General features: G+C 71.8%; 16 protein-coding genes. 8 read left to right on the forward strand and 8 right to left on the reverse strand.

What is annotated here, in order from left to right:
• Positions 1–8: 8 nt before the first annotated feature.
• Both KHP12_RS45210 and KHP12_RS45215 read right to left on the reverse strand, forming a co-directional pair.
• A complete protein-coding gene (locus tag KHP12_RS45210) occupies positions 9–608 on the reverse strand; it encodes a TetR/AcrR family transcriptional regulator (RefSeq protein ID WP_208652854.1) in 600 nt (199 codons plus the stop codon).
• 42 nt (positions 609–650) lie between these two features.
• A complete protein-coding gene (locus KHP12_RS45215) occupies positions 651–1,124 on the reverse strand; it encodes a nuclear transport factor 2 family protein (protein ID WP_086880050.1) in 474 nt (157 codons plus the stop codon).
• Positions 1,125–1,366: 242 nt separating this feature from the next.
• On the opposite strand from KHP12_RS45215, the gene KHP12_RS45220 reads away from it, so the two are divergent.
• Both KHP12_RS45220 and KHP12_RS45225 read left to right on the forward strand, forming a co-directional pair.
• A complete protein-coding gene (locus KHP12_RS45220; RefSeq protein ID WP_244202548.1) occupies positions 1,367–2,698 on the forward strand; it encodes an FAD-binding oxidoreductase in 1,332 nt (443 codons plus the stop codon).
• A 53-nt stretch (positions 2,699–2,751) separates the two neighbouring features.
• Positions 2,752–3,558: an alpha/beta fold hydrolase gene (locus KHP12_RS45225; RefSeq protein WP_086880048.1), complete on the forward strand. Its 807-nt coding sequence runs from the start codon at positions 2,752–2,754 to the stop codon at positions 3,556–3,558.
• Here KHP12_RS45225 and KHP12_RS45230 read toward each other — a convergent pair.
• Positions 3,498–4,877 (reverse strand): MFS transporter, encoded by a 1,380-nt coding sequence (locus KHP12_RS45230; RefSeq protein ID WP_086880047.1) that lies wholly within the window; start codon positions 4,875–4,877, stop codon positions 3,498–3,500. The two genes, KHP12_RS45225 and KHP12_RS45230, sit on opposite strands and share 61 nt — an antisense overlap.
• 239 nt (positions 4,878–5,116) lie before the next feature.
• The gene (locus KHP12_RS45235; protein WP_037947425.1) at positions 5,117–5,908 is read right to left on the reverse strand and encodes a thioesterase family protein; all 792 of its coding nucleotides are present in this window, start codon (positions 5,906–5,908) and stop codon (positions 5,117–5,119) included.
• 110 nt (positions 5,909–6,018) lie between these two features.
• On the opposite strand from KHP12_RS45235, the gene KHP12_RS45240 reads away from it, so the two are divergent.
• Entirely contained in the window at positions 6,019–6,675 is a 657-nt protein-coding gene (locus KHP12_RS45240) for a YceI family protein (RefSeq protein ID WP_086880046.1), read from the forward strand.
• An 87-nt stretch (positions 6,676–6,762) separates the two neighbouring features.
• Here KHP12_RS45240 and KHP12_RS45245 read toward each other — a convergent pair whose 3' ends face one another.
• The gene (locus tag KHP12_RS45245; protein WP_037947419.1) at positions 6,763–7,137 is read right to left on the reverse strand and encodes a winged helix-turn-helix transcriptional regulator; all 375 of its coding nucleotides are present in this window, start codon (positions 7,135–7,137) and stop codon (positions 6,763–6,765) included.
• Positions 7,138–7,275: 138 nt separating this feature from the next.
• On the opposite strand from KHP12_RS45245, the gene KHP12_RS45250 reads away from it, so the two are divergent.
• The 5 genes from KHP12_RS45250 (at position 7,276) to KHP12_RS45270 (ending at position 12,714) form a co-directional block, all read left to right on the forward strand.
• Positions 7,276–8,244, forward strand: a complete 969-nt coding sequence (locus tag KHP12_RS45250) for an NADP-dependent oxidoreductase (RefSeq protein ID WP_372455275.1) — start codon at positions 7,276–7,278, stop codon at positions 8,242–8,244.
• A gap of 65 nt (positions 8,245–8,309) precedes the next feature.
• Positions 8,310–8,630 carry an NIPSNAP family protein gene (locus KHP12_RS45255; RefSeq protein WP_086880045.1) on the forward strand — a complete coding sequence of 107 codons (321 nt, stop codon included), beginning with the start codon at positions 8,310–8,312 and terminating at the stop codon, positions 8,628–8,630.
• A 360-nt stretch (positions 8,631–8,990) separates the two neighbouring features.
• Positions 8,991–9,131 (forward strand): hypothetical protein, encoded by a 141-nt coding sequence (locus KHP12_RS45260; protein ID WP_167442362.1) that lies wholly within the window; start codon positions 8,991–8,993, stop codon positions 9,129–9,131.
• A gap of 216 nt (positions 9,132–9,347) precedes the next feature.
• Positions 9,348–10,622, forward strand: coding sequence for a glucarate dehydratase family protein (locus tag KHP12_RS45265; RefSeq protein ID WP_086880044.1), 1,275 nt, complete (start codon positions 9,348–9,350; stop codon positions 10,620–10,622).
• 229 nt (positions 10,623–10,851) lie between these two features.
• Positions 10,852–12,714 carry a glycoside hydrolase family 9 protein gene (locus KHP12_RS45270; RefSeq protein WP_086880043.1) on the forward strand — a complete coding sequence of 621 codons (1,863 nt, stop codon included), beginning with the start codon at positions 10,852–10,854 and terminating at the stop codon, positions 12,712–12,714.
• A 77-nt stretch (positions 12,715–12,791) separates the two neighbouring features.
• On the opposite strand, the gene argG is transcribed toward KHP12_RS45270, so the two are convergent.
• The 3 genes from argG to KHP12_RS45285 form a co-directional block, all read right to left on the reverse strand.
• A complete protein-coding gene (gene argG, locus KHP12_RS45275) occupies positions 12,792–14,240 on the reverse strand; it encodes an argininosuccinate synthase (protein WP_086880042.1) in 1,449 nt (482 codons plus the stop codon).
• Positions 14,241–14,468: 228 nt separating this feature from the next.
• Positions 14,469–21,029, reverse strand: coding sequence for a type I polyketide synthase (locus KHP12_RS45280; protein WP_211834565.1), 6,561 nt, complete (start codon positions 21,027–21,029; stop codon positions 14,469–14,471).
• Positions 21,030–21,100: 71 nt separating this feature from the next.
• On the reverse strand, positions 21,101–24,490 hold the full coding sequence (locus tag KHP12_RS45285) for a type I polyketide synthase (RefSeq protein ID WP_372455276.1): 3,390 nt from the start codon (positions 24,488–24,490) through the stop codon (positions 21,101–21,103).
• Between the last annotated feature and the right edge of the window lie 70 nt (positions 24,491–24,560).

Below are 24,560 nucleotides of genomic sequence, written 5' to 3' on the forward strand. Positions count from 1 at the left end.
GGTAGCGGCTATGCCCCTCCTGCTGGTGACGGCTGTGCCCTTGATGCTGACGGCTGTGCCGCCTCCAGCAGGACGCGCGCGGCCGCTTTCGCCTGATGCGCGGGTTCGGCGCTGCCCGTGATCGCCGCGGTGGTGATGGCGCCTTCGGCCAGCAGGGCCAAGTGGTCGCCCAGCGCGGCCGGTTTGCCCGCGGCCGCCGTCAGCTCGGCGAGGTAGCGGAAGAACGCCTCCTTGTGCGCCCGGGCCGTCTCGGCGACGGCCGAGGAGGTGGCGCCGAGTTCTCCGAAGGAGTTGCTGAAGGCGCAGCCGCGGAAGTCCGGCTCGCCGAACCACTCGTGGAGCCAGTCGAAGACCGCCAGGATGCTCTCCTCGGGGGTGGTCTGTGCATCGGCGTACGCGGCCAGCTTCTGGCGCCAGCGGATGTCGCGCCGCCGCAGATACGCCTGGATGAGCTCACCCTTGGACGGGAAGAGCTGGTAGAGCCGCTTGAGGGAGACGCCTGACGCGGAGCGGATCTCGTCCATGCCCACCGCCTGGATGCCCCGTCCGTAGAACAGGGTCTCGGCCGCGTCGAGGATCCGGAGCTCCGCGGTCTCGGGACTGATCATGTCATCGCTCTCCTGGTGTCCGGCCGGCCGGAAGCCGAGGTCTCAGAGGCCGAGGTCGCTCAGCTCGGGGTGGTCGTCGGGGCGGCGCCCGAGCGGCCAGTGGTACAGGCGCTCCGACTCCTCGATGGGGAGGTCGTTGATGCAGGCGTAGCGCAGACGCATCAGACCGCTGTCGTCGAATTCCCAGTTCTCGTTGCCGTAGGAGCGGAACCAGTTGCCGGAGTCGTCGTGGGATTCGTAGGCGAAGCGTACGGCGATGCGGTTGCCGTCGAAGGCCCACAGCTCCTTGATGAGCCGGTAGTCCAGCTCCCTCGCCCACTTGCGGGTGAGGAAGGCGACGATCTCCGCGCGCCCGGTGACGAACTCCGCGCGGTTCCGCCAGCGCGAGTCGACGGTGTAGGCCAGGGCGACCTTCTCCGGGTCACGGGAGTTCCAGCCGTCCTCCGCCAGCCGGACCTTCTCGATGGCGGTCTCGCGGGTGAACGGGGGGAACGGAGGGCGTGCGGCGTCGGTCATGTCGACTCCTCGAGTCGCGGCGGGGAGAGGGGAGAACGAGCATTCTCTCCATTGGGCCCGACCCTAGGAGAACGGTGGTTCTCGCGCAAGTCCCGACCCGCCACCGCCCCGGACCAGGGGGTGGTGATCACGCTTTCCGATGGCGGTGGGTACCGTGCGAGCGGGAAGTACCGTGCGCGACGACGAGGCAGGGGACCGGCGTGTTGATCGATGATCTGCGGCAGGAGCTGCCGGACGGCCGGATGGTCGAGGACCCCGGTGTCGCCGCCGGGTTCGTCCACGACGAGGCGGAGTGGGCGCCGTACGGCACGCCCCGCGCGGTGGTGCGGCCACGTACGGCGGCGGAGGTGCGCTCGGTGGTGCGGGCCTGCGTACGGCACGGCGTACCGCTGGTCACCCGGGGCGCCGGCACCGGTCTCTCCGGTGGTGCCAACGCCGTCGAGGGCTGTGTGGTGCTCTCCACCGAGGCCATGGACACCATCCACGAGATCGACCCGGTGGAGCGCCTCGCGGTCGTCGGACCCGGGGTGGTCAACGACGATCTGCGGGCCGCCTGCGCCGAGCGGGGGCTGTGGTATCCGCCGGACCCGGCGAGCGCGCCCTGGTCCACCATCGGCGGCAATGTGGCGACCAACGCGGGCGGGCTGTGCTGTGTGAAGTACGGCGTCACCCGCGACTATGTGCTCGGCCTGGAAGTGGTGACCGGCACCGGTGAGCTGGTGCGGCTCGGCCGCAGGACCGCCAAGGGCGTGGCCGGGTACGACCTGGCGGGGCTGATGGTCGGCTCCGAGGGCACCCTGGGAGTGATCACCGAGGTCACGGTGCGGCTGCGGCCGCGGCGCGAGGCCGAGCGCACGGTCGCCGGATACTTCTCCTCGGTCGTGGCGGCGGGACGCGCGGTCGCCGCGATCGGGGCCGCCGGGCTCACCCCGTCCGCGCTGGAGCTCATCGACCGGCACTGCCTGGCGGCCGTCGACAAGTGGAAGAACATGGGCCTGTCCGTCGACGCGGACGTGGTCCTCCTCGGACGTACGGACGCCCCGGGACCGGCCGGCGCCCAGGAGGCCGAGCGGATGCTCGCCTGTTTCGAGGAGGCGGGGGCGACCTGGGCCGCGCAGTCCACGGACCAGGAGGAGGCCGACGCGCTGTTCGCGGCCCGGCGGCTCGCCTATCCGGCGCTGGAGCGGCTGGGCCCGGTGCTCACCGAGGACGTGTGCGTGCCCAAGGCGGCCGTACCGGAGATGCTGGCGCGCATCGAGCGCGCCGCCACCCGCCATGACACGCTCATCGCCAACATCGCCCACGCCGGTGACGGCAATCTGCATCCGCTGCTGATCACCCAACCCGGCGACACGGCGGCCCGGGAGCGGGCACAGGCCGCGTTCCACGAGATCATCGCGGACGCCATCGACCTCGGCGGCACGGTCACCGGTGAACACGGGGTGGGCCTGCTGAAGCGGGACGGTCTGGAGCGGGAGCTCACCCCGGCCGTTCTGGACATGCACCGAGCGGTCAAGGCGGCCCTCGACCCGCACGGGATCCTCAACCCGGGCAAGGTCATCGCCCGCGGCTGAGCGCGGACCGCCCGCGCCGGCAACGCCCGAAGCCTGAAAGGCAAGAGACACCCATGCCACACACCGACGTCCCCCAGCAGGTCAGCGGTCACGCCCGCGCACTGGACGGCACCCTCCTCGCCTACCAGCGCCAGGGCACCGGGGCGCCGCTGGTGCTCCTGGCCGGCCAGGCCAACAACCACCACTGGTGGGACGGCGTACGGTCGGACTTCCATGCCACGCACTCCACCCTCACCATGGACTGGCGCGGCACGGGGGAGAGCGGAAAGCCCGACCACCCCTACGCGACACGGGACTTCGCCGGCGATGTGATCGCCGTCCTCGACCATCTGGGCATCGAGTCCGCCGATCTGTACGGGACCTCCATGGGCGGACGGGTCGCCCAGTGGGTCGCCGCCCGCCACCCGGAGCGGATCCGGCGGCTCGTCCTCGGCTGCACCTCACCCGGCGGACCACGGGCGACGGAGCGCGACATGGCGGTACGGCGCTCCCTGGCCCAGGCCGACGCGCGGGCGGCGAGGGAGGCGCTGATCGACCTCATGTACACCCCGGCCTGGCGGTCCGGGCACCCCGGGCCGTATGCGACCCTCGGCGATCCCGGTATGCCCCCGTACGCCCGGCGGCGCCATCTGGTGGCGAGCAATGAACACGACGCCTGGGACGTCCTCCCGCTGATCGGCGCGCCCACGCTGATCCTGCACGGAGCGGACGACCGGCTCACCCCGGCGGCCAACGCACCGCTGCTCGCCTCCCGCATTCCCCGGGCACGGACGCACATCTTCGAGGGCGCCCGGCACGGCTACTTCGAGGAGTGCCGCCCGGAGGCCGGAGCCATCGTGTCGTCGTTCCTCACCGACTGACATGCGGAGTGGGTGTCGGCGGTGTGCTGGTCCCGGCGTATCGCCGTGGTGGTGCCGCGCGGTGCGATGTGGGCGCGCAGGGACACCACCGTCAGCAGGGCCAGGGCCGTGCCGACGAGCGGCACGGTGAAGGCGGCGCTCGCGCCGAAGCCGTCCGCCACCTGTCCGCCCGCCGTCACCGCCGCGGCCTGCCCCAGCGCGACCGAGCCGGTCAGCCAGGTGAACGCCTCCGTCCGGGAGGCGGTCGGGACCAGCGCGTCCACCAGGGTGTACCCGGTGATCAGCGCGGGTGCGATGCACAGGCCCGCCAGCAGTCCCAGCCCGCCCAGCGGCAGTGGCGCGGACACCGCCCACAGCGTCGAGCAGATCAGCGTCAGTGCGGCGTAGGCGGTCAGCAGCCGCCGGCGCGGGGAGGTGCGCCAGGCGATGGCGCCGCAGGCCACGCCCGCGAGCATGTTGCCCGCCGCGAACACCCCGTACAGCACACCGTTCAGGCCCGGTTGACCGTGCTCCTGGGTGAAGGCGGTCAGGGCGACCTGCATCCCGCCGAACACCGAGCCGATGCCCAGGAAGGCCACGGCCAGGACCCGTACGCCCGGCACGGACAGGGCCGAGGCGTGCGGCTCCCGCGCGTCCGCCCGCGCCGGGTTCGGCGGTGGCGCGGTACGGCGCCGGGCGGCGAAGAGCAGCCCGCCCACCAGCGTCAGCGCGGCCTCCGCGATCAGGCCGGAGGCCGGGTGCACGGCGGTGCTCAGGGCGGTGGCGAGCACGGGGCCGATGACGAACGTGAGCTCGTCCGTCACGGACTCGAACGCGGCCGCGGTCGCCAGCAGCGGATGGCGCCCCGGGCGCGGCCCGGATCCGCCCGGCGCGCCGTCCCCGAGGGCGGCCGCCCAGCGGGCCCGCACCATGGGCCCGACCTGCGGGACGGAGGCGCCCGTGGGCACCGCGGCGGCGATCAGCGCCCACAGCGGCGCGTGGGCCAGTGCGAGCGCCGTCAGCAGGGCCGTGGCCGCCGCGTGGAGCAGCACACCAGGCACCAGGACCGCGCGCTGCCCGTGGCGGTCGGCCAGCTTGCCGCTCTGGGGCGCGAACAGCGCCATGGAGACGCCGGTGACGGCCGCGACCGCACCGGCGACGCCGTACGACCCGGTGGTGTGGCGCAGCAGGAGCACGATGCTGATCGTCAGCATCGCGAACGGCTGCCGGGCGGCGAACCCGGGCAGCAGGAAGGTCCACGCGCCCGGTGTGCGCAGCAGTTGCCGGTAGCCGACGCGCTGTGCGGGGGGAGGGGTGTCGCTGGAGACCGCGGATGCCACGGCCGATGCCTTTCCGCCGCCTGGTAGCGCACCCGGGCCGGCATGGCGGAGTGCGCCGAGAGCTGTCCTCTCGCGCTGGACCGGGGTAGATACCGGGTCCGCGCCGATCAGGGGCTTGCAGGACCGCGGCCGCCGTGCGGTCGCGCCAGCTCTGCGTCAGGCAGAGTGGTTCGTTGCTTGCGGGCTCATCGTACAGGGGGAGCCGCCACCTCGCCGGTGGCGGCCTGTCCCGTGCGCGGTCAGGTGCCGGGCAGGGGCCGGACGGTGAGGATCTGCTGGGCGTGGCCGACCGGACCGCGCAGGTCGTGCAGCACGGTGCTGGTGATGCCCTGACCGGTGCCGCCGAAGGTGACCGTGGTGTCCAGCCCGGTCCAGCGGCCCTCGGGCTGCCGGTGGAGGTGGATGGTCAGGTCGACGTTGGGGAACATCCAGGTGGTGGGCGACTGCCGTACGGCGATGCCGTTGGCGGTGTCCACGAGCGCGATGTACGAGGCCAGCGGGGTGCTGGTCTGTCCGGCCACCAGGTCGAGCGGGGTGGAGACCCAGAGGGTCGCGCGGCCCGGCTCGCGCGGTGCGAGCGGACGGGAGTCCAGGGAGGCGATGTACCCGCCGGGCCACAGCGAGGCCATCGACCAGGGGGCGAGCTGCTCCGGAGGGGTGAGCCGGTCCCCGGGGCCACCGGCCACGGCGGCGGTGTCCACGGTGGCCAGGAGCCAGGCGCGCGCCCGGACCACGGGACGGTCGGCGATGAGCACCACGGCCTCGAGGAGCTCGATGGTGCGGCCGGGCCGGATGGTCTCCACCCGGATCTCGCACTCGTCGAGGGCGAGGCGCCCGAGGATGTCGAAGCTGATCCGGCTGAGCAGCAGCCCGGTCTGCGGCCGGGTGGCGAGGTGGCGGTCGATGGCGTGGACGATGAGCCCACCGAGCGGGCTGAAGTGCTGTTCGTCGGTGCTCCAGGCGCCACTGACATGGGAAGTGGGCTTGTAGCGGTACTCGTCGATCGGCTCGTAGTAACTGTCGGTCGTCAACGGGGGCTTCTCCTCGGAGGGTACATCGCAGACACTTACTCAAGATCCTTGAGTATCTGCTCTTGATCAAGGGTTGCGTCATCCCGTAAGTTGAAATAACAACGGGTGGCATGAACCTGTTCAGCCGCAGTACCTCCCGCCGCGCGATCGCCAGCGCCGCACCGGAGGCCCCCTCTACTCGGGCGACGTCCAGCGCCGTCGCTCTGCCGGACCCCGGCCTCGCGGCTCTCACCGGAGAGTGGATCGTCGACCCGGCGCACAGCCGGATCGGTTTCTCCGTCCGGCACGCCATGGTGAGCACGGTGCGTGGCGCCTTCACGCAGTTCGAGAGCCGACTCTACTTCGACGGCCGTGACCCGCGCCGTTCCCGGGCCGAGGTCCTGCTGTCCACCGCCAGTGTCCAGACCGGTGTCGAGCAGCGCGACGACCACTTGATGGGCCGGGACTTCCTGGACGCCAGAACCTTCCCGCACATCCGGTTCGTCAGCACCGCCGTGGAGGTCTCGGGCCCGGACGTCTACCGCATGGCCGGGGAGCTCACGATCAGAGACATCACCCGCCCCGTCGTCCTGGAGCTCACCTACATCGGACATGTCACGGATCCCTTCGGCTACCAGCGGGCGGGCTTCGACGGCACGACCACCATCAACCGCTCCGAATGGGGGCTGACCTACAACGCCAGGCTGGCCGAGGGCGGCGCCCTGGTGAGTGAGAAGGTCCGCCTCCAGTTCGACATCGCCGCCATCCGCACCGCCCCCACCGCCTGACAAGGCCCGGAACAGGGCGCCCTCTCGCTTTGCGAGGAAGGTGCTGAGGGGGGGGCCGGGCGGCGACCGGCAGGGGAGCCGGCGCCGTCACATCGGCTTCGCGGCCGAGGCGGTGAGATCCAGATTGTCCTCCACCCACAGACGCAGATTCCTGAGCGGGACGGACGCGCTGTGGCCCAGGGAGGAGAGCTCGTACTCCACATGGAGCGGAACGGCCGGGTAGACGGTCCGCTCCACCAGACCGGCGTCCTCGAGGCGCCGCAGTGTCTGGGTGAGCACCTTGGGGCTGATCCCCTGAAGCCGGCGCTGTAGCGCGCCGAATCGGAGGGGGCCGTCCTCCAGGGCGCCGATGGCCAGCGCCGACCATTTGTTCGCCAGCAGATCCAGCATGGCGCGGCACGGGCACTGGGCCTCGTACACATCATGATGGGCATGCTGGCCCGTGTGGCATCGCGTACTCATGGAGGAAACCTTCCGGGCTACGTCGTACTATCCAAAAGGTAGCAGTGTCCCTTGTGGGTAACCAGGTCCCTGAGGTTAGCGTGCGAGCGCGTTCGGAGAGCGGGCGCGAGAGATACGGATGAGCTCAGGAGGCAACACGTGTCCAGGTCCATGATGCGTGCGGTGGTACAGGACGCGCCCGGCGGCCCGGAGGTGCTGCGCGTCGCGGAGGTCGCGCGGCCGGAACCGCTGCCGACCGAGGTGCTGGTGCGGGTGCACGCCGCCGGCGTCAACCCGGTCGACTGGAAGACCCGTCAGGGCGGCGGTATGGCGGGCGTGCTAGGCGAGCCGCCGTTCACCCTGGGCTGGGATGTCTCCGGTGTGGTCGAGGAAGTGGGATTCGGGGTGACCACGCTGGCCCCGGGCGACGAGGTGTACGGAATGCCGTGGTTCCCCCGTCAGGCGGGCGGCTACGCGGAGTTCGTGACGGCCCCCTCCCGCCAGTTCGCCCGCAAGCCCGCCACGTTGAGCCACGAGGCGGCGGCCGCCGTGCCGCTCGCGGCGCTGACGGCCTGGCAGATCCTGGTGGACACGGCCAAGGTGGAGGCCGGGCAGCGGGTTCTGGTGCACGCCGCCGCCGGTGGCGTCGGCCACTTCGCCGTCCAGTTCGCACGGCACCTGGGGGCGACGGTCGTGGGGACCGCCCGGCAGAGCCGCCACGAGTGGCTCGGCAGGCTCGGCGCGGCGGAGCTGATCGACTACACCGAGCAGCGCTTCGAGGACGCGGTCGAGGACGTCGATGTGGTGATCGACCTGCTGGGAGAGGAGCACGACGCCACCAGTACCCGTTCCCTGGAGGTCCTCAAGAAGGGCGGACTGCTGGTCGCCGTCCCCGGTGGCGTCAGCCCCGAGCTGCAGGAGGCCGCGGACGCCCGCGGTGTGCGCACCAGCCCCTTCCTCGTCGAGCCGGACGGCGCCGCCCTGACGACCATCGCCGGACTGATCGACCAGGGTGCGGTGGAGGTCGAGGTGGCGGACGTCTTTCCGCTGGAGGAGGCCGCCCGCGCCCACCGCCAGGGTGAGGACGGCCACACCCGCGGCAAGCTGGTGCTCCGCACCGGCGCCTGACCGTTCCCCGGCCGACTGCCGAGGCCACTTCGTACCACCCCTCACACCAGACCCAGGAGACGTGCATGTTCTACGAGATCCGCCGCTACCAGACCAGGCCCGGCCGCCGGGAGGAATGGGTCAGCTTCATGGAGGAGGTGATCATCCCCTTCCAGACGGCGCAGGGGATGAACGTCATCGCCTCGTTCATCGACGAGGAGGACCCCGACGGCTATGTGTGGCTGCGGCGCTTCGCCGACGAGGCGGAGCGGGTGCGGCTCTACGAGGCCGTCTACCAGAGCGAGCGGTGGCAGCAGGAGATCGGCCCCCGGGTCGACGAACTGCTGTTCCGGGAGAAGATCCAGGTCACGCGGGCCGTGCCCACGCCCGCGTCCGGGCTTCGCTGACCGCGACGGCGCCACCGACGCGACGGCCGTCCGACGATGACGGCCGCGGCCCCGTAACCGCACGGCCCCGCCCGTAGCCACATGGCTCCGGGCGGGGCCGCGCCATGGTCACCCGGAGGCGGTCCGGACGGGGGCGGGCGCTGCGGCCTCGGCCCCGCCTCGGCCGCTGCCGCGGCGGATGAAGTAGACGCCGCCGGTGGCGAGCAGCGAGACCGCAGAGAGCGCGTAGAGCGCGTAGAGGCCGCCGTTGGTGCTGCCCGTCGTCTCCTCCAGATAGCCGAAGAGGGTGGGGGAGACGAAGCCGCCGAGGTTGCCCAGGGAGCTGACGACGGCCAGGTGATCGCGTATCCGGTGAGCGCCATGGCGAAGAACACGCCGGTCAGCAGCGCCACCTGGGGGTGGACCACCAGCCGCAGCCTGGACACCTGGGGCTCGCGGCTGCGCGCCTCGCGGTCCCGCTCGCCCGCCGCGCTGAGGGCGGCGACTTCGAGCAGGGCGTAGCCGATGAAGCCGACGTTGGTGCGGTCCATCTGGTTGACCACCAGCATGATGACCAGGATGGGCATCACACGTCGCAGAAACTTGGTCACGGACCAACCCACTGGCAGTGGGGTGCAGACACATGAGATGTGGCGGGCGTTTTGGCTGCTCGTCGGCGGGGCAGCCCCTTAAGGGTTCACACACCTACCATCTGTTCAGCCATATGAATGGACGTCGATGTCTGACGGAGCACCCCTGCGCATCACGGATGTCACCATCACGCCCGTCGCCTTCCGCGACCCGGCCCTGCTCAACTCCGTCGGCGTCCACGAGCCGTTCGCGCTCCGCTCGATCGTGCAGATCCACACCGACGGGGGCCTGACCGGTCTCGGCGAGACCTACGCGGACGAGCTCCACCTGGAGCGCCTGGCGGCCGTCGGACACGAGATCGTCGGGTTGGACGCCTTCGCCACCGAGGAGCTGCACCAGCGCGTCCAGCGGGTCATCGACCGCGTGGGCGGCTCCGGCGGCTCCGGGCTCACCGGCATGATCACCACCAGCAGCACCGTCGACCGCGTCGTCTCCCCGTTCGAGGTGGCGCTCCTGGACATCCAGGGCAAGGCCATCGGCCGCCCGGTCAGTGACCTGCTCGGCGGCGCCGTGCGGTCCGCCGTCCCGTTCAGCGCGTACCTCTTCTACAAGTGGGCCGCCCACCCGGGCCAGGAGCCGGACGAGTGGGGCGAGGCCCTCGACCCCGACGCCATCGTGGCGCAGGCCCGCCGGATGGTGGACGACTACGGCTTCACCGCGATCAAGCTGAAGGGCGGCGTCCGGCCCCCCGAGGAGGAGATCGAGGCGATCCGGGCACTGCGCCGCGCCTTCCCCGACCATCCGCTGCGCCTGGACCCCAATGCCGTCTGGACGACGGAGACCTCGGTGAAGGTCGGGCGCGCGCTCGAGGGCGTGCTGGAGTATCTGGAGGACCCGACCCCCGGGATCGACGGCATGGCCGCGGTCGCCCGCGAGGTCCCCATGCCGCTGGCCACCAACATGTGCGTGGTCGCCTTCGACGAGCTGGCCCCAGCGGTGGCCGCCGACGCCGTCCAGGTCGTCCTCTCCGACCACCACTACTGGGGCGGGCTGCGCCGCTCCAAGCTGCTCTCCGGCATCTGCGACACCTTCGGCATGGGCCTGTCCATGCACTCCAACTCGCACCTGGGCATCAGCCTGGCCGCGATGACCCACCTCGCCGCGGCCACCCCGAACCTCACCTACGCCTGCGACACCCACTGGCCGTGGAAGACCGAGGACGTGATCGTGGACGGCGCGCTGACCTTCGTGCACGGCGCGGTGCCCGTGCCGGGCGCCCCCGGCCTCGGTGTGGAGCTGGACCCCGACGCCCTGGCGCGCCTGCATGAGCAGTACGTCCGGTGCGGACTGCGCAACCGCGATGACACCGGGTACATGCGGCGCTTCGACCCGTCCTTCCAGGCGGATCTCGCCCGCTGGTAGTCCGCCGCCACCACGGCTCACCTCCCGCGATACCTCGATCGAAGGAGGCCGGCCTCGGTCACCTGGTGTATCCGGATTTCGGCTAAGCGTACGAAGCTCCAGGCCAGGCCCTCTTCCTAGCCTCTGAGGGACGGAAAAGACGCCGAACCCCCGGAAGTGCTGAGTCTTGTCTGCTACCGCTCCTCGCGTACGGATCACCCCTGATCGGACCGACCGCCGCCGCCGGCGCATGGTGGGCGCGGCGGTCGCGGCCGGACTGACCCTCGGTGCCCTGGCCGCACCCGCGGCGAGCGCCGCGGACCACCACGCGCGGCACACCGCCGGGACGGCCGCTCCCAAGGCCGACACCGGCTCGCCGGTGCGGGTGAACCAGGTCGGCTATCTGACCCACGGCCCCAAGAAGGGCACCGTCGTCACCCCCGCCACCAAGCCGCTGACCTGGACGCTCCGGGCCGCCGACGGCACCGAGCGGGCGAGCGGCACCACCACCCCCGCGGGCGTCGACCCCAGCTCCCGGCAGAATGTCCAGACCTTCGACTTCGGCAAGGTCACGGACGCGGGCCAGGGGTACACCGTCACCATCGACGGGAAGAAGAGCGAGCCGTTCGCCATCGGTGATCACCTCTACGACTCGCTGCGGAGCGACGCGCTCGCGTACTTCTACCACAACCGCAGCGGCATCAAGATCGACGCGGACCTCGTGGGCTCCACGTACGCCCGTCCCGCGGGCCATGACAAGGCGGCCCCGCACCGGGGCGACACCGACGTGCCGTGCGTCAAGGGCGTGTGCGACTACCGCCGGAATGTCGCCGGTGGCTGGTACGACGCCGGCGACCAGGGCAAGTACGTCGTCAACGGCGGTATCTCGGTGGCCCAGCTGATGTCCGCCTACGAGCGCACCCGCACCACCAAGGGTGCCGACGCCGCGTCGCTGGGCGACGGCAGGCTCCGGGTGCCCGAGCGTGGCAACGGCGTCCCGGACATCCTGGACGAGGCCCGCTGGGAGATGGACTTCCTGCTGCGCATGCAGGTGCCGAAGGGCAAGCCGCTCGCCGGTATGGCGTTCCATAAGGTGCACGACAAGCAGTGGACCGGGTTCCCGACCCGGCCGGATCAGGACCAGCAACAGCGTGAGCTGCACAAGCCGTCCACCGCGGCCACGCTCAACCTGGCGGCGTCCGCCGCGCAGAGCGCCCGGCTGTTCAAGTCCTACGACCCGGAGTTCGCCGCCCGCTGTCTGCACGCGGCCCGGGCCGCCTGGGACGCGGCCAAGGCACATCCGAAGATCTACGCCAGCGACAAGGACTCCACGGGCGGCGGTGCCTACGGCGACCGCTCCGTCGGCGACGAGTTCTACTGGGCCGCGGCCGAGCTGTTCATCACCACCGGCGACCACGGCTACGCTAAGGCGGTGCTCGACTCGCCGCTCCACCGCGACGTGGGCGCGCTCTTCCCGCGCGGCGGCGGCATGTCGTGGGCCTCGACCGCGGGCCTCGGCGCGCTGGACCTGGCCACCGTTCCCAACAAGCTCACCGAGCGGCAGCGCGCCGAGGCGCGCGCGATGGTGACGAAGGCCGCCGACCGCTACGCCGCCGACTCCGCGAAGTCGGCCTACGGGGTGCCGTACGCGCCGAAGGACGGCACGTACGAGTGGGGCTCCAACAGCCAGGTGCTCAACAACATGGTCGTGCTCGCCACCGCACACGACCTGACGGGCAAGGACCGCTACCTCGACGCGGTGCTCCGCGGCATGGACTATCTGCTGGGCGGCAATCCGCTCAACCAGTCCTATGTCACCGGCCACGGCGAGCGGGACTCGCACAACCAGCACCACCGCTTCTGGGCCCACCAGCGCGACCACCGGCTGCCGCATCCGGCGCCCGGCTCGCTGGCGGGCGGCCCGAACTCCGGGCTCCAGGACCCGGTGGCCAAGAAGAAGCTGAAGGGCTGCGCCCCGGCGATGTGCTACACCGACAGCCTGATGGCGTTCTCCACCAACGAGATCACCATCAACTGGAACGCCCCGCTGGCCTGGATCGCCTCGTACGTCGACGGTCTGGGCGGCGGCACGGCGGAGCGGCCCGTGCGCTGACCCGGCCCGGCCGTAACACGCCGCCGCCCACGCGCGCTCGGGCGCGGGTGGGCGGCGGACCAGTAGGAGCGGGGAGGTCAGTCGGCGCCGAACTCCATCGCGGCGCGGTCGAGCAGCTTGTCCTGTCCGGACACGTGGCCGTCCGAGGCGATCGCCTCGGAGGCGCCCTGCGGCATCGCGCCGATCAGCCCGGTGGAGGCCGCCTGCGCGGCGCCGATCAGCGCCGGATGCGAGCTGCCGACCATGCCGAGACCGGCGTACTGCTCCAGCTTGGCGCGCGAGTCGGCGATGTCGAGGTTGCGCATGGTCAGCTGGCCGATCCGGTCCACGGGACCGAAGGCGGAGTCCTCGGTCCGCTCCATGGAGAGCTTGTCCGGGTGGTAGCTGAACGCCGGTCCTGAGGTGTCCAGGATGGAGTAGTCCTCACCGCGTCGCAGCCGCAGGGTCACCTCGCCGGTGATCGCCGCGCCGACCCAGCGCTGGAGCGACTCGCGCACCATCAGCGCCTGCGGGTCCAGCCAGCGGCCTTCGTACATCAGCCGGCCGAGGCGGCGCCCCTCGGTGTGGTAGGTGGCGACGGTGTCCTCGTTGTGGATCGCGTTGACCAGCCGCTCGTAGGCCGCGTGCAGCAGCGCCATGCCCGGTGCCTCGTAGATGCCCCGGCTCTTGGCCTCGATGACGCGGTTCTCGATCTGGTCGGACATGCCCAGCCCGTGGCGTCCGCCGATGGCGTTGGCCTCCAGCACCAGATCGACGGCGGAGGCGAACTCCTTGCCGTTGATCGTCACCGGCCGGCCCTGCTCGAAGCCGATCGTGACGTCCTCGGCCGCTATCTCGACCGACGGGTCCCAGAACCGCACGCCCATGATCGGCTGGACGATCTCGATACCGGTGTCGAGGTGCTCGAGCGACTTGGCCTCGTGGGTGGCGCCCCAGATGTTGGCGTCCGTGGAGTACGCCTTCTCCGCGCTGTCCCGGTAGGGCAGGCCATGGGCGAGCAGCCACTCCGACATCTCCTTGCGGCCGCCGAGCTCGCTCACGAAGTCGGCGTCCAGCCACGGCTTGTAGATCCGCAGGGAGGGGTTGGCCAGCAGGCCGTAGCGGTAGAACCGCTCGATGTCATTGCCCTTGAAGGTGGAGCCGTCGCCCCAGATCTGCACATTGTCCTCGAGCATGGCGCGCACCAGCAGGGTGCCGGTGACCGCCCGCCCGAGCGGGGTGGTGTTGAAGTAGCTGCGGCCGCCGGAGCGGATGTGGAACGCCCCGCAGGCGAGGGCCGCGAGCCCCTCCTCCACCAGGGCCTCCCGGCAGTCCACCAGACGGGCGACCTCCGCGCCGTACGTCGTGGCGCGCCCGGGGACCGAGGCGATGTCGGGCTCGTCGTACTGGCCGATGTCGGCGGTGTAGGTGCAGGGCACCGCGCCCTTGTCGCGCATCCACGCGACCGCTACCGAGGTGTCGAGGCCGCCTGAGAAGGCGATCCCGACGCGTTCGCCGACAGGGAGGGAGGTGAGAACTTTGGACACAGCAGGAGTATGCAGGGTTACGCATGATCATGCAAGGCCCTGTCCTCACCCGGCGGCTGCGACCGGTCTCCGGGCCGAGCCCGCCGCAGCCGGGGCCGCTGTCCCCTCCGCCCCAGCCCATGACGGCATGACGGCCACACACGACCGCCGTCCGCCCCTACCCGGCCGCACACGACCGCCGTCCGCCCCCACCCGGGGGCGGACGGCGGCCTGCTCAGGGCGGTGGCGTCAGGTGGCGGCGGCCGGGAAATGGCCCTCCCGCACGAAGAACTCCACGTAGGTGGCGAAGAGCTCCCCGGTCAGCGGCGGGCAGCTGATCCCGGTGCCCTCCAGCGCCGCCTCCGTCTCGGTGGTGTCGAAGGGCGGATAGAAGGAGTCGGTGTCGGAGGCCATCATCTCGAACGCGTGCAGCAGCGGCAGCAGCGCGTTCTCCCGGTCGGCCCGCACCGCCGCGCTCCACCGCTCCCAGTCCGTCTCGTCCAGCCGGTAGCCCAGGCGGCGCAGCTGGGACACGCAGTCGGCGAGGCTCAAGGAGCTGCGGTTGAACAGGTGGAACGTCCCCCCGGAGGTCTCCGGTCGCAGGGAGATGCCGAGGATCGCCGCGCTGACGTAGTCGACCGGCAGCAGATGGAAGCGGCCCCCGGCATCGGCCGGGACGCTCCCCGCCTGGAGCAGCCCCTTGAGGCTGAGCCATACGAAGTCGCGGGTCTGGCAGGCGCCGTTGCGCTGGTCGCCCGAGATCACATCGACCCGGTAGACCGAGACCGGCAGACCCCGGTCGCGGGCGAGGCCGATCAGCTGTTCGGCGACCCACTTGCTCTGAAGATAGCCGCTGGGCAGCGTCTCCGCGGGTCCGGTCGGGTCGGTCACCTTCAGCGGTACGCCCTCGGTGACCGGGCCGTTGAACACGCCGACGGTCGAGACGTGATGCACGGGCACCGTACGGTGGCGGGCCGCCAGCCGGAGGATCTCCTCGGTGCCGCGGACGTTGGCCGCCCGCAGCGCCGGATACGGATGCAGCCAGTGCACCGTGGCCCCCGCGTGGTAGACGACGTCGACCGTGCGGGCCAGGGAGTCGAAGACCTCCGGCGGAAGGCCGAGCCCCTCCTCGGCGAGGTCGCCGACGACCACCACCAGCCGGTCGGGGTCGATGGCGTCCCAGACCCGGTACCACGTGAGGCTCTCGCGCAGCCGCCGGTACGCCGCGGCCTCGTCCGCGCCGCGCACCAGGCAGTGGATCCTGGCCCGGGTGGTGCGCATGAGGTCCCGCAGCAGGAACGCGCCGAGAAAGCCGCTCGCGCCCGTCAGCAGGATCTCCCGCGGGTCCGCGCAGCCGCGTACGACCTCGGACGCGGGCCGGATGTCCGCGCCGAGCCGGATGTCCGCCGCGAAGTCGACGGGGTCCTGGGCGGCGCCGTCCCGGACGCCGGTCCCGCCGTCCGCCGCGAGCATCTCCGCCTCCAGATACCCGGCCAGGGCGTCCGGGGTGGGATGGTCGAAGACCACGGTGGCCGGCAGCCGCAGACCGGTGAGCGCGGCGAGCCGGTTGCGGAGTTCCACGGACGTCAGGGAGTCGAAACCCAGCTGCGGGAAGGGACGCTCCGTGTCGATGGCCGTGGCTCCGCCGTGGCCGAGGGCGCCGGACACCTCCTTCAGCAGCGACTCCAGGATCACCTCGCGCCGGCGTGCCGCGGGCAGCCCGGCCAGCCGGTCGGACAGCGCCGTGCCCTCATCGGCCGCGGCACGGGCGACCGCACGCGCCGGGACCGGCACCAGGGAGCGGAACAGCGCCGGGACCGGTGGCTGGTCGCGGAGCGTCCCGAGGTCCAACGGGGTGGCGACGGCGTACGGAAGGCCGAGGCGCAGCGCGAGGTCGAGCAGCGCGGGACCCCGCTCGGCCGGGACCGGGCGGAGGCCGCTGCGGGCGATACGCCTGAGGTCGGTCTCGGTCAGCCCTCCGGTGAGGCCGGTGGCCTGCGCCCACAGACCCCAGGCGAGGGAGGTGGCGGGCAGCCCCCGGGCGGCGCGGTGCTGGGCGAGCGCGTCGAGGAAGGCGTTGGCGGCGGCGTACGTGGACTGACCGGGCCCGCCGACCGCGCCGGCCACGGACGAGAACAGGACGAAGGCGGTGAGGTCCAGCTCCCGGGTGAGGTCATGCAGATGCCAGGCCGCGTCGGCCTTCGGCCGCACCACACCGTCCAGCCGCTCGGCGGTCTGGGACGCGATGAGCCCGTCGTCCAGGACACCGGCGGTGTGGACGACCCCGGTGAGCGGATGTGCCGCCGGGACACGGGCGAGCACCGCGGCGAGCGCGTCCCGGTCGGAGACATCGCATGCCTCGACCGCGACCTCGGCGCCGAGTGCGGTCAGCTCCGCCACCAACTCGGCGGCCCCCTCGGCCCGTTCACCGCGCCGACTGACCAGCAGCAGATGGCGCACCCCGTGCTCGGCCACCAGGTGGCGGGCGAACAACCCGCCCAGTGAGCCGGTGCCACCGGTGATCAGCACCGTACCCGCGCTGTCCCAGACCGGCGGGGCGGTGCGGTGGTCATGGGCCACCCGGGCCAGCCGGGGCACCAGCACGGTGTCCCCCCGCAGCGCGGCCTGCGGCTCGCCCGAGGCCACGACGGCGGACAGCGCGGTGTCGGTGAGCGACGCGGGTGGGGCGTCGAGGAGGACGATGCGGTCGGGGTTCTCCGACTGGGCCGAGCGCAGCAGCCCCCAGGCCGCGGCGGCGCCCAGGTCGGTGACGTCCTCGCCGGGGGTCGTGGCCACCGCGCCCGCGGTCACCACCACCAGCCGGACCTCCGCCAGCCGTTCGTCCGCCAGCCACTCCCGCACCAGGCTCAACGCGCGCCCGACGGTGGCGCGGCCCCAGCCGTCGGCGTCGCCGCCGTCCCGGGTGCCGAGGGTGACGCGGACGGCGTCGAGCGGGGCACCGGAGGCCACCGCCGCGGCCGCCGAGGCCACATCCGGGAAGACCATGGCCCCCGGGGCCGGGTCCGCTTCACCGAGCACGGCCCAGCGGGCGGCGGGGCCCGCTTCGGCCGGTGCGAGGGGCCGCGCGATCCAGTCGAGACGGAAGAGCGCGTCGTGCGGGCGGGCCTTCGAGACGGTGAGCTCGGCGACGGGGAGCGGACGCACCGTCACGGCCGCCGCCTCGGCGACGAGCTGACCGGACGGATCGGTGAGGTGCAGGGCGTACGTACCGCCACTCGCCCCCGGCGCCTCGTCCGCCGCGGCCACCGTGACCGGGGACAGGCGCGCCCGGAGCGTGGTGGCGCCGGTGGCGTACAGCCGCACGCCCCGCCACCGATCGGCCCACGCGGCGGACGCGCCGGTGAGTGACAGTGGGTGCAGCGCCGCGTCCAGCAGGATGGGATGCAGCCCGAAGCCGGCCCCTCGATCCGCCACCTCGGCGGGCAGCCGGAGCTCGGCGAAGAGCTCTTCGCCGAGCCGCCACACCCCGGTGAGCCCCTGGCAGGCCGTCCCGTAGGTGGTGCCCGTCCCGTCGGGCCGCTCGTAGAAGCCGTCCACCGGGACCGGTTCCGCGTCCTCGGGCACCGACCACGGCGCGGTCGGCGGGGCGGCCGGAGCGCCGGGGCCCAAACTGCCGTGCGCGTGCCGCAGCCAGGAGACGCCGCCGTCCTCCGGCCGGGAGTGGATGGTGATCGCGCGCCGCCCGGATCCGTCGGGCGCCCCGATCCTCACCCGCAGCCGGACCGCGCCGCCGGACGGCAGGGCCAGGGGCGCGTCCGGTGTGAGCTCCTCCAGTACGGGGCAGCCGACCTCGTCACCCGCCCGCATGGCCAGCTCGACCAGTGCGGCACTCGGCAGGACGGCGGTGTCCGCCACCGTATGATCCGCGAGCCAGGGGTGGGTGCGCGACGACAGCCGGCCGGTGAACACGGCCTCGTCGGTGTCGTCGAGCAGCAACGCCGCTCCCAGCAGCGGGTGTTCGGCGGGCTGGAGGCCGAGCCCGGCGGCGTCGGTGTGCGGTGTGGCCGCGTCCACCCAGTAGCGCCGGTGCTGGAAGGCGTAGGTGGGCAGGTCCACCGTGCGGGCCCCGGTGCCGTCGAAGAACGCCCGCCAGTCGGGACGTGTTCGCGTGCCGTGCAGCCGGGCGAGACCGCCGACCAGGCTCCGCGTCTCGGCCTGGTCGCGCCGCAGCAGCGCGATGGCGGTCGTGGTCCCGGACAGGTCGGCGAGGACGTCCTGGGCGAGAGCGGTGAGCGCACCGCTGGGGCCGATTTCGAGGAAGGTCGTGGCTCCGTGCTGGTGGAGGGTGGTGATCGCGTCGGAGAAGCGTACGGGTTGGCGGAGTTGTGCGGTCCAGTAGTCGGGGGTGCGGAGGTCTTCGTCGGTGGCGGGTTGTCCGGTGAGGGTGGATATGACGGGGAGGTTGGGGGTGGTGTAGGTGAGTTCTTTGGCGGTGGTGCGGAGTTCTTCGAGGATGGGGTCCATGTGGGGGGAGTGGAAGGCGTGGGAGACGGTGAGGTGGTTGGTGCGTCGTCCGAGGGTGGTGAAGTGGTGGGCGATGGTGGTGACGGTGGTGTGGTCTCCGGAGATGACGAGGGAGGTGGGGGTGTTGAGTGCGGCGATGGTGGCTTGGTGGTGGTGTTGTTCGAGTAGGGGTGTGAGTTCGGTTTCGGTGGCTTGTATGGCGATCATGGTTCCGCCGTGGGGGAGGGCTTGCATGAGGCGGGCGCGGGTGGTGACGAGGCGGGCGGCGTCGTGGAGGGTGAGTGTGCCGGTGATGTGGGCGGCGGTGAGTTCGCCGATGGAGTGTCCGGCGACGAGGTCGGGGGTGATTCCCCAGGATTCCAGTAGCCGGTACAGGGCGGTTTCGAAGGCGAAGAGGGCCGGTTGGGTGTATCCGGTCTCTTGGAGCAGGGCGGCTTCGGGGGTGTCTTCTTCGGCGAACATCACTTCTTTCAGGGGGCGTTCCAGGTGGGTGTCCAGTGCTTCGCATACCGTGTCGAGGGCCGTGGCGAACGCCGGGTAGGTGGCGTACAGCTCGCGTCCCATCCCGGCACGCTGGGCCCCCTGACCCGAGAACAGGAACGCCGTACGGCCCCGGGACCGCACTCCGGTCACCACATCCGCCTCCGGCCGCCCCTCCGCCACCGACCGGAGCCCCGCGATCAGACCTTCCCGGTCGGCACCCACCACGGCCGCGAGATGGTCGTGTGCGGTGCGGGTGGTGGCCAGGGACCAGCCGATATCGGCGGCGTTCGCCTCCGGGTGGGCGATGGCGTACGCGGCCAGCCGCCCGGCCTGGGCCCGCAGCCCCTCCTCATCGCGCGCCGACACCAACCAGGGCAGCGTGGGGGTCGCTCCGGTCCGGGCGGGTTCCCCGCCCGGGACGTCCTCCTCCGGCTCGGTGTACTGCTCCAGGATCACATGGGCGTTGGTGCCGCTCACCCCGAACGCGGAGACGGCGGCGCGCCGGGGGCGGCCGGCCTCCGGCCAGTCGGTCGGCTCGGTGAGGAGTTCCACCGCCCCGGCCGACCAGTCGACCATGGGTGTCGGCTCGTCCACGTGCAGGGTCTTGGGCAGCAGACCGTGCCGCATCGCCTGCACCATCTTGATGACGCCACCCACCCCGGCGGCGGCCACGGTGTGCCCGATGTTGGACTTGAGCGAGCCGAGCAGCAGTGGCCGCTTCCGGCCCTGTCCATAGGTCGCCAGCAGGGCGCGCGCCTCGATGGGGTCGCCGAGCCGGGTTCCGGTGCCGTGGGCTTCCACCGCGTCCACTTCGGTGGCGTGGAGCCCGGCGTCGGCCAGTGCCTGGCGGATCACCCGTTCCTGGGAGGGGCCGTTCGGCGCGGTGAGGCCGTTGCTCGCACCGTCCTGGTTCACCGCGCTGCCCCGGATCACGGCCAGCACCCGATGGCCCTTGGCGCGGGCGTCCGAGAGCCGCTCGACCACGAGCAGCCCGACCCCCTCGGCCCACGAGGTGCCGTCGGCCGCCGCCGCGAACGACTTGATCCGGCCGTCGGGAGCCAACCCCTTCTGCCGAGAGAAGTCGACGAAGCCACCGGGGGTGGCGGTCACGGTGACGCCTCCGGCCAGGGCGAGCGTCGACTCTCCGCTCCGCAGCGACCGCATCGCCAGATGCAGGGCGACCAGCGAGGACGAGCACGCCGTGTCCACGGACAGCGCGGGGCCCTCCAGCCCGAAGGCGTAGGCGACACGGCCACTGGCGACACTGCTGAGCTTCCCGGTCAGCAGATAGCCCTCGAACTCCTCGGGTCCCTCGAGCCCGAGATAGCTCTGTTCGATCACACCAGCGAAGACACCGGTCCGTGACCCCTTGAGCGTGGCCGGGTCGATCCCGGCGTGCTCGAACGCCTCCCACGCGGTCTCCAGCAGCAGCCGCTGCTGCGGATCCATCGCCAGCGCCTCACGGGGCGAGACACCGAAGAAATCGGCGTCGAACAGCGCCGCCCCGTCGAGGAATCCGGCCTCGCGGGTGTACGAGGTGCCCGGGCGCTCCGGGTCGGGGCTGTAGAGCGCGTCCAGATCCCAGCCGCGATCGGTGGGGAAAGGGCTGATCGCGTCCCTGCCGTCGGCGACCAGCCGCCACAGCTCATCCGGCGAGGCGACCCCGCCGGGGAAACGGCACGCCATGCCCACGATCGCGATGGGCTCCGCACTGGCGCCCTCCAGCTCGGCGATCCGCTCACGCGCCTTCTGGAGGTCGGTGGTCACCCACTTCAGATAGTCGACCAGCTTCTGTTCTCTGGATTGGGCCTGGTTCTGCTCGTTGGACTTGTCAGCGGACACGCGGAATCAGTCTCTCCTCCGTGCGGCGAGCACATTGCCGGGAACGCGGTGGGGGGCGGGGTGGCGGCGGTTCAGCCGGCCGCGCGGCCGAGTTGGGTGTCGATGAAGTCGAAGATCTCGTCCGTCGAGGCGGCCGTGAGGGGCGTCGGCAGCGACTCGACCGTCGCGGGGGCGCTCTGCGGCCCGGACAGCTCCGCCAGGAGCGCCCGCAGCCGTACGGAGATCCCGGAGCGGGCCTCCTCGTCCGGCGGAAGCTCCGCCATCGTCCCCTCGAACCGGTCCAGCACGTCATGGACGGCACGGACCGGATCCACCGGCCGAGGGGCGGTCTCCACCAGCAGGTACGCGGTGAGCGCGGCGGGGTTCGGATAGTCGAAGACCAGGGTGGGCGGCAGGTCCGCGCCCGTCGCGGCGCTCAGCCGGTTGCGCAGCTCGACACCGGTGAGCGAGTCGAAGCCCAGCTCCTGGAAGGGCCGGTCGGGGGTGATACCGGCAGGGTCGGCATGTCCCAGGACCGAGGCCACCATGGCGGTGACGGTGTCCAGCAGATACCGCTCCCGCTCGGGCTCGGACAGCACCGTCAGCCGCTCGGCCAGGGTCGGCGGCCCGGCCTCCTCCGCGGACTCCTCGGCCCACACCCCGGCCGGGCCCCTTCGCGGCGCGGCCCCCGCGGCGTCATCGGGGTCGGGCAGCAGCCAGTGGCGCCGGTGCTGGAAGGCATAGGTGGGCAGGGGCACCGCGCGGGCGCCGGAGCCGTCGAAGAACGCCCGCCAGTCCACCGCGACGCCCCGGGTGTACAGGGTCCCGAGCGCACCCGTCAGCACCTCGGCCTCGGGGCGCCCGGTACGCCCGGTGGGCACGGCCACGACAGCGTCGGGCCGCGCGACGGCCTGCGGCACCAGCCCGCTCAACACCCCGGCCGGGCCCAGCTCCACGAAGGTGGTGACGCCTTGGGCCTCCAGCTCGGCGATCGCGTCGGAGAAGCGTACGGGTTGGCGGAGTTGTGCGGTCCAGTAGTCGGGGGTGCGGAGGTCTTCGTCGGTGGCGGGTTGTCCGGTGAGGGTGGATATGACGGGGAGGTTGGGGGTGGTGTAGGTGAGTTCTTTGGCGGTGGTGCGGAGTTCTTCGAGGATGGGGTCCATGTGGGGGGAGTGGAAGGCGTGGGAGACGGTGAGGTGGTTGGTGCGTCGTCCGAGGGTGGTGAAGTGGTGGGCGATGGTGGTGACGGTGGTGTGGTCTCCGGAGATGACGAGGGAGGTGGGGGTGTTGAGTGCGGCGATGGTGGCTTGGTGGTGGTGTTGTTCGAGTAGGGGTGTGAGTTCGGTTTCGGTGGCTTGTATGGCGATCATGGTTCCGCCGTGGGGGAGGGCTTGCATGAGGCGGGCGCGGGTGGTGACGAGGCGGGCGGCGTCGTGGAGGGTGAGTGTGCCGGTGATGTGGGCGGCGGTGAGTTCGCCGATGGAGTGTCCGGCGACGAGGTCGGGGGTGATTCCCCAGGATTCCAGTAGCCGGTACAGGGCGGTTTCGAAGGCGAAGAGGGCCGGTTGGGTGTATCCGGTCTCTTGGAGCAGGGCGGCTTCGGGGGTGTCTTCTTCGGCGAACATCACTTCTTTCAGGGGGCGTTCCAGGTGGGTGTCCAGTGCTTCGCATACCGTGTCGAGGGCCGTGGCGAACGCCGGGTAGGTGGCGTACAGCTCGCGTCCCATCCCGGCACGCTGGGCCCCCTGACCCGAGAACAGGAACGCCGTACGCCCCGCCGACCTGGCCCCCGTCACCACGTTCGGCCCCGGCTGTCCCTCCGCCACCGACCGCACCCCGGCGATCAGGCTTTCCCCGTCGCCGCCGACCACCGCCGCCCGGTGGACGAAACCGGTGCGCGTGGTGGCGAGGGAGTAGGCCACGTCCTGGACGGCGGGGGCGTCCTCGGATTCGACCAGCGCGAGCAGTCTGCGCGCCTGGCCGCGGAGGGCCTCGGGGGTACGGGCCGACAGCAGCCAGGCCACGGTGGCCGGGCCCTTCGCCGATGGAGCCGAAGGGAGCCGGGCGACTTCCGCGGACGCGGGCTCCGGTTCCGGGATGGCCTCCTCCAGGATCACATGGGCGTTGGTGCCGCCGAAGCCGAAGGATGAGACGGCGGCGCGGCGGGGGTGGTCGGTGTGGGGCCAGGGGGTGTGTTCGGTGAGGAGTTGGATGGTGTTGGGTGTCCAGTCGACGTGGGGGGTGGGTTCGTTGATGTGGAGGGTTTTGGGGAGGGTGCCGTGGTGGATGGCTTGGATCATTTTGATGATGCCGCCGACGCCTGCGGCGGCTTGGGTGTGGCCGATGTTGGATTTGAGGGAGCCGAGGAGGAGGGGGTGTTGGCGGTTGTGGCCGTAGGTGGTGTGGAGGGCGTTGGCTTCGATGGGGTCGCCGAGTCGGGTGCCGGTGCCGTGGGCTTCGATGGCGTCGATGTCGTGGGGGTGGAGTCCGGCGGTGGTGAGTGCTTGGTGGATGACGCGTTCTTGGGCGGGGCCGTTGGGGGCGGTGAGGCCGTTGCTGGCGCCGTCTTGGTTGACGGCGCTGCCGCGGAGGAGGGCGAGGATGCGGTGTCCGTTGGTGCGGGCGTCGGAGAGTCGTTCGACGAGGAGGAGTCCGACGCCTTCGGACCAGCCGGTGCCGTCGGCGGCCGCCGAGAACGACTTGCACCGGCCGTCCGCCGCGAGCCCGCGCAGCCGCGAGAACTCGATGAACGCGACGGGTGTGGACATCACGGTGACGCCGCCCGCGAGTGCGAGATCGCATTCGCCGGAGCGCAGTGCGTTCGCTGCGAGGTGCAGGGCGACCAGGGATGAGGAGCACGCGGTGTCCACGGTGATGGCGGGGCCCTCGAACCCATAGGTGTACGAGAGGCGGCCCGAGGCGATGCTGCCCGCGCTGCCGCTGAACAGATAGCCCTCGAAGTCCTCCGGCGGTACGTGTGGGCGCGAACCGTAGTCGTTGTACATCACCCCGGTGAACACGCCCGTGCGGGAGCCGCGCAGGGTGTCCGGGTCCAGCCCGGCGCTTTCGAAGGTCTCCCACGCGGTCTCCAGCAGCAGCCGCTGCTGCGGGTCGATCGCGGTCGCCTCACGCGGCGCGATGCCGAAGAACTCCGGATCGAAGCCGTCGGCGTCGTACAGGAAACCTCCCTCGCGTCCGTAGGAGGTGCCGATCCGGTCGGGGTCCGGGTCGTACAGCCCCTCCAGGTCCCAGCCCCGGTCGTCGGGGAACGGGCCGATGGCGTCCGTGCCGTTCATGACCAGCCGCCACAGGTCCTCCGGCGAGGCCACCCCGCCCGGATAGCGGCACGCCATCCCGACGATCGCGATCGGTTCGCATTGTCTCTCCTCGACCTCGCGCAGCCGCAGGCGCGCTTCACGGGCGTCCGCGATGGCCTTCTTGAGGTAGTCGCGGAGCTTGCCCTCGTCCGCCATGGTGCTCAACTCCCCAGATGTGGTGTGATCGATGGCTCGGATGTCCGAAAGCGGGGCGATGACCGCGCGTGGTCGTGGC

Source organism: Streptomyces asiaticus, assembly GCF_018138715.1.
GTDB classification, from domain to species: domain Bacteria; phylum Actinomycetota; class Actinomycetes; order Streptomycetales; family Streptomycetaceae; genus Streptomyces; species Streptomyces asiaticus.

What these genes read in the sequence shown, in the direction of transcription:
- KHP12_RS45210 (WP_208652854.1), bottom strand. Translation starts at nt 608, where the DNA reads ATGATCAGTCCCGAGACCGCGGAGCTCCGGATCCTCGACGCGGCCGAG.
- KHP12_RS45215 (WP_086880050.1), bottom strand. Translation starts at nt 1,124, where the DNA reads ATGACCGACGCCGCACGCCCTCCGTTCCCCCCGTTCACCCGCGAGACC.
- KHP12_RS45220 (WP_244202548.1), top strand. Translation starts at nt 1,367, where the DNA reads ATGGTCGAGGACCCCGGTGTCGCCGCCGGGTTCGTCCACGACGAGGCG.
- KHP12_RS45225 (WP_086880048.1), top strand. Translation starts at nt 2,752, where the DNA reads ATGCCACACACCGACGTCCCCCAGCAGGTCAGCGGTCACGCCCGCGCA.
- KHP12_RS45240 (WP_086880046.1), top strand. Translation starts at nt 6,019, where the DNA reads ATGAACCTGTTCAGCCGCAGTACCTCCCGCCGCGCGATCGCCAGCGCC.
- KHP12_RS45245 (WP_037947419.1), bottom strand. Translation starts at nt 7,137, where the DNA reads ATGAGTACGCGATGCCACACGGGCCAGCATGCCCATCATGATGTGTAC.
- KHP12_RS45255 (WP_086880045.1), top strand. Translation starts at nt 8,310, where the DNA reads ATGTTCTACGAGATCCGCCGCTACCAGACCAGGCCCGGCCGCCGGGAG.
- KHP12_RS45260 (WP_167442362.1), top strand. Translation starts at nt 8,991, where the DNA reads ATGGCGAAGAACACGCCGGTCAGCAGCGCCACCTGGGGGTGGACCACC.
- KHP12_RS45265 (WP_086880044.1), top strand. Translation starts at nt 9,348, where the DNA reads ATGTCTGACGGAGCACCCCTGCGCATCACGGATGTCACCATCACGCCC.
- KHP12_RS45270 (WP_086880043.1), top strand. Translation starts at nt 10,852, where the DNA reads ATGGTGGGCGCGGCGGTCGCGGCCGGACTGACCCTCGGTGCCCTGGCC.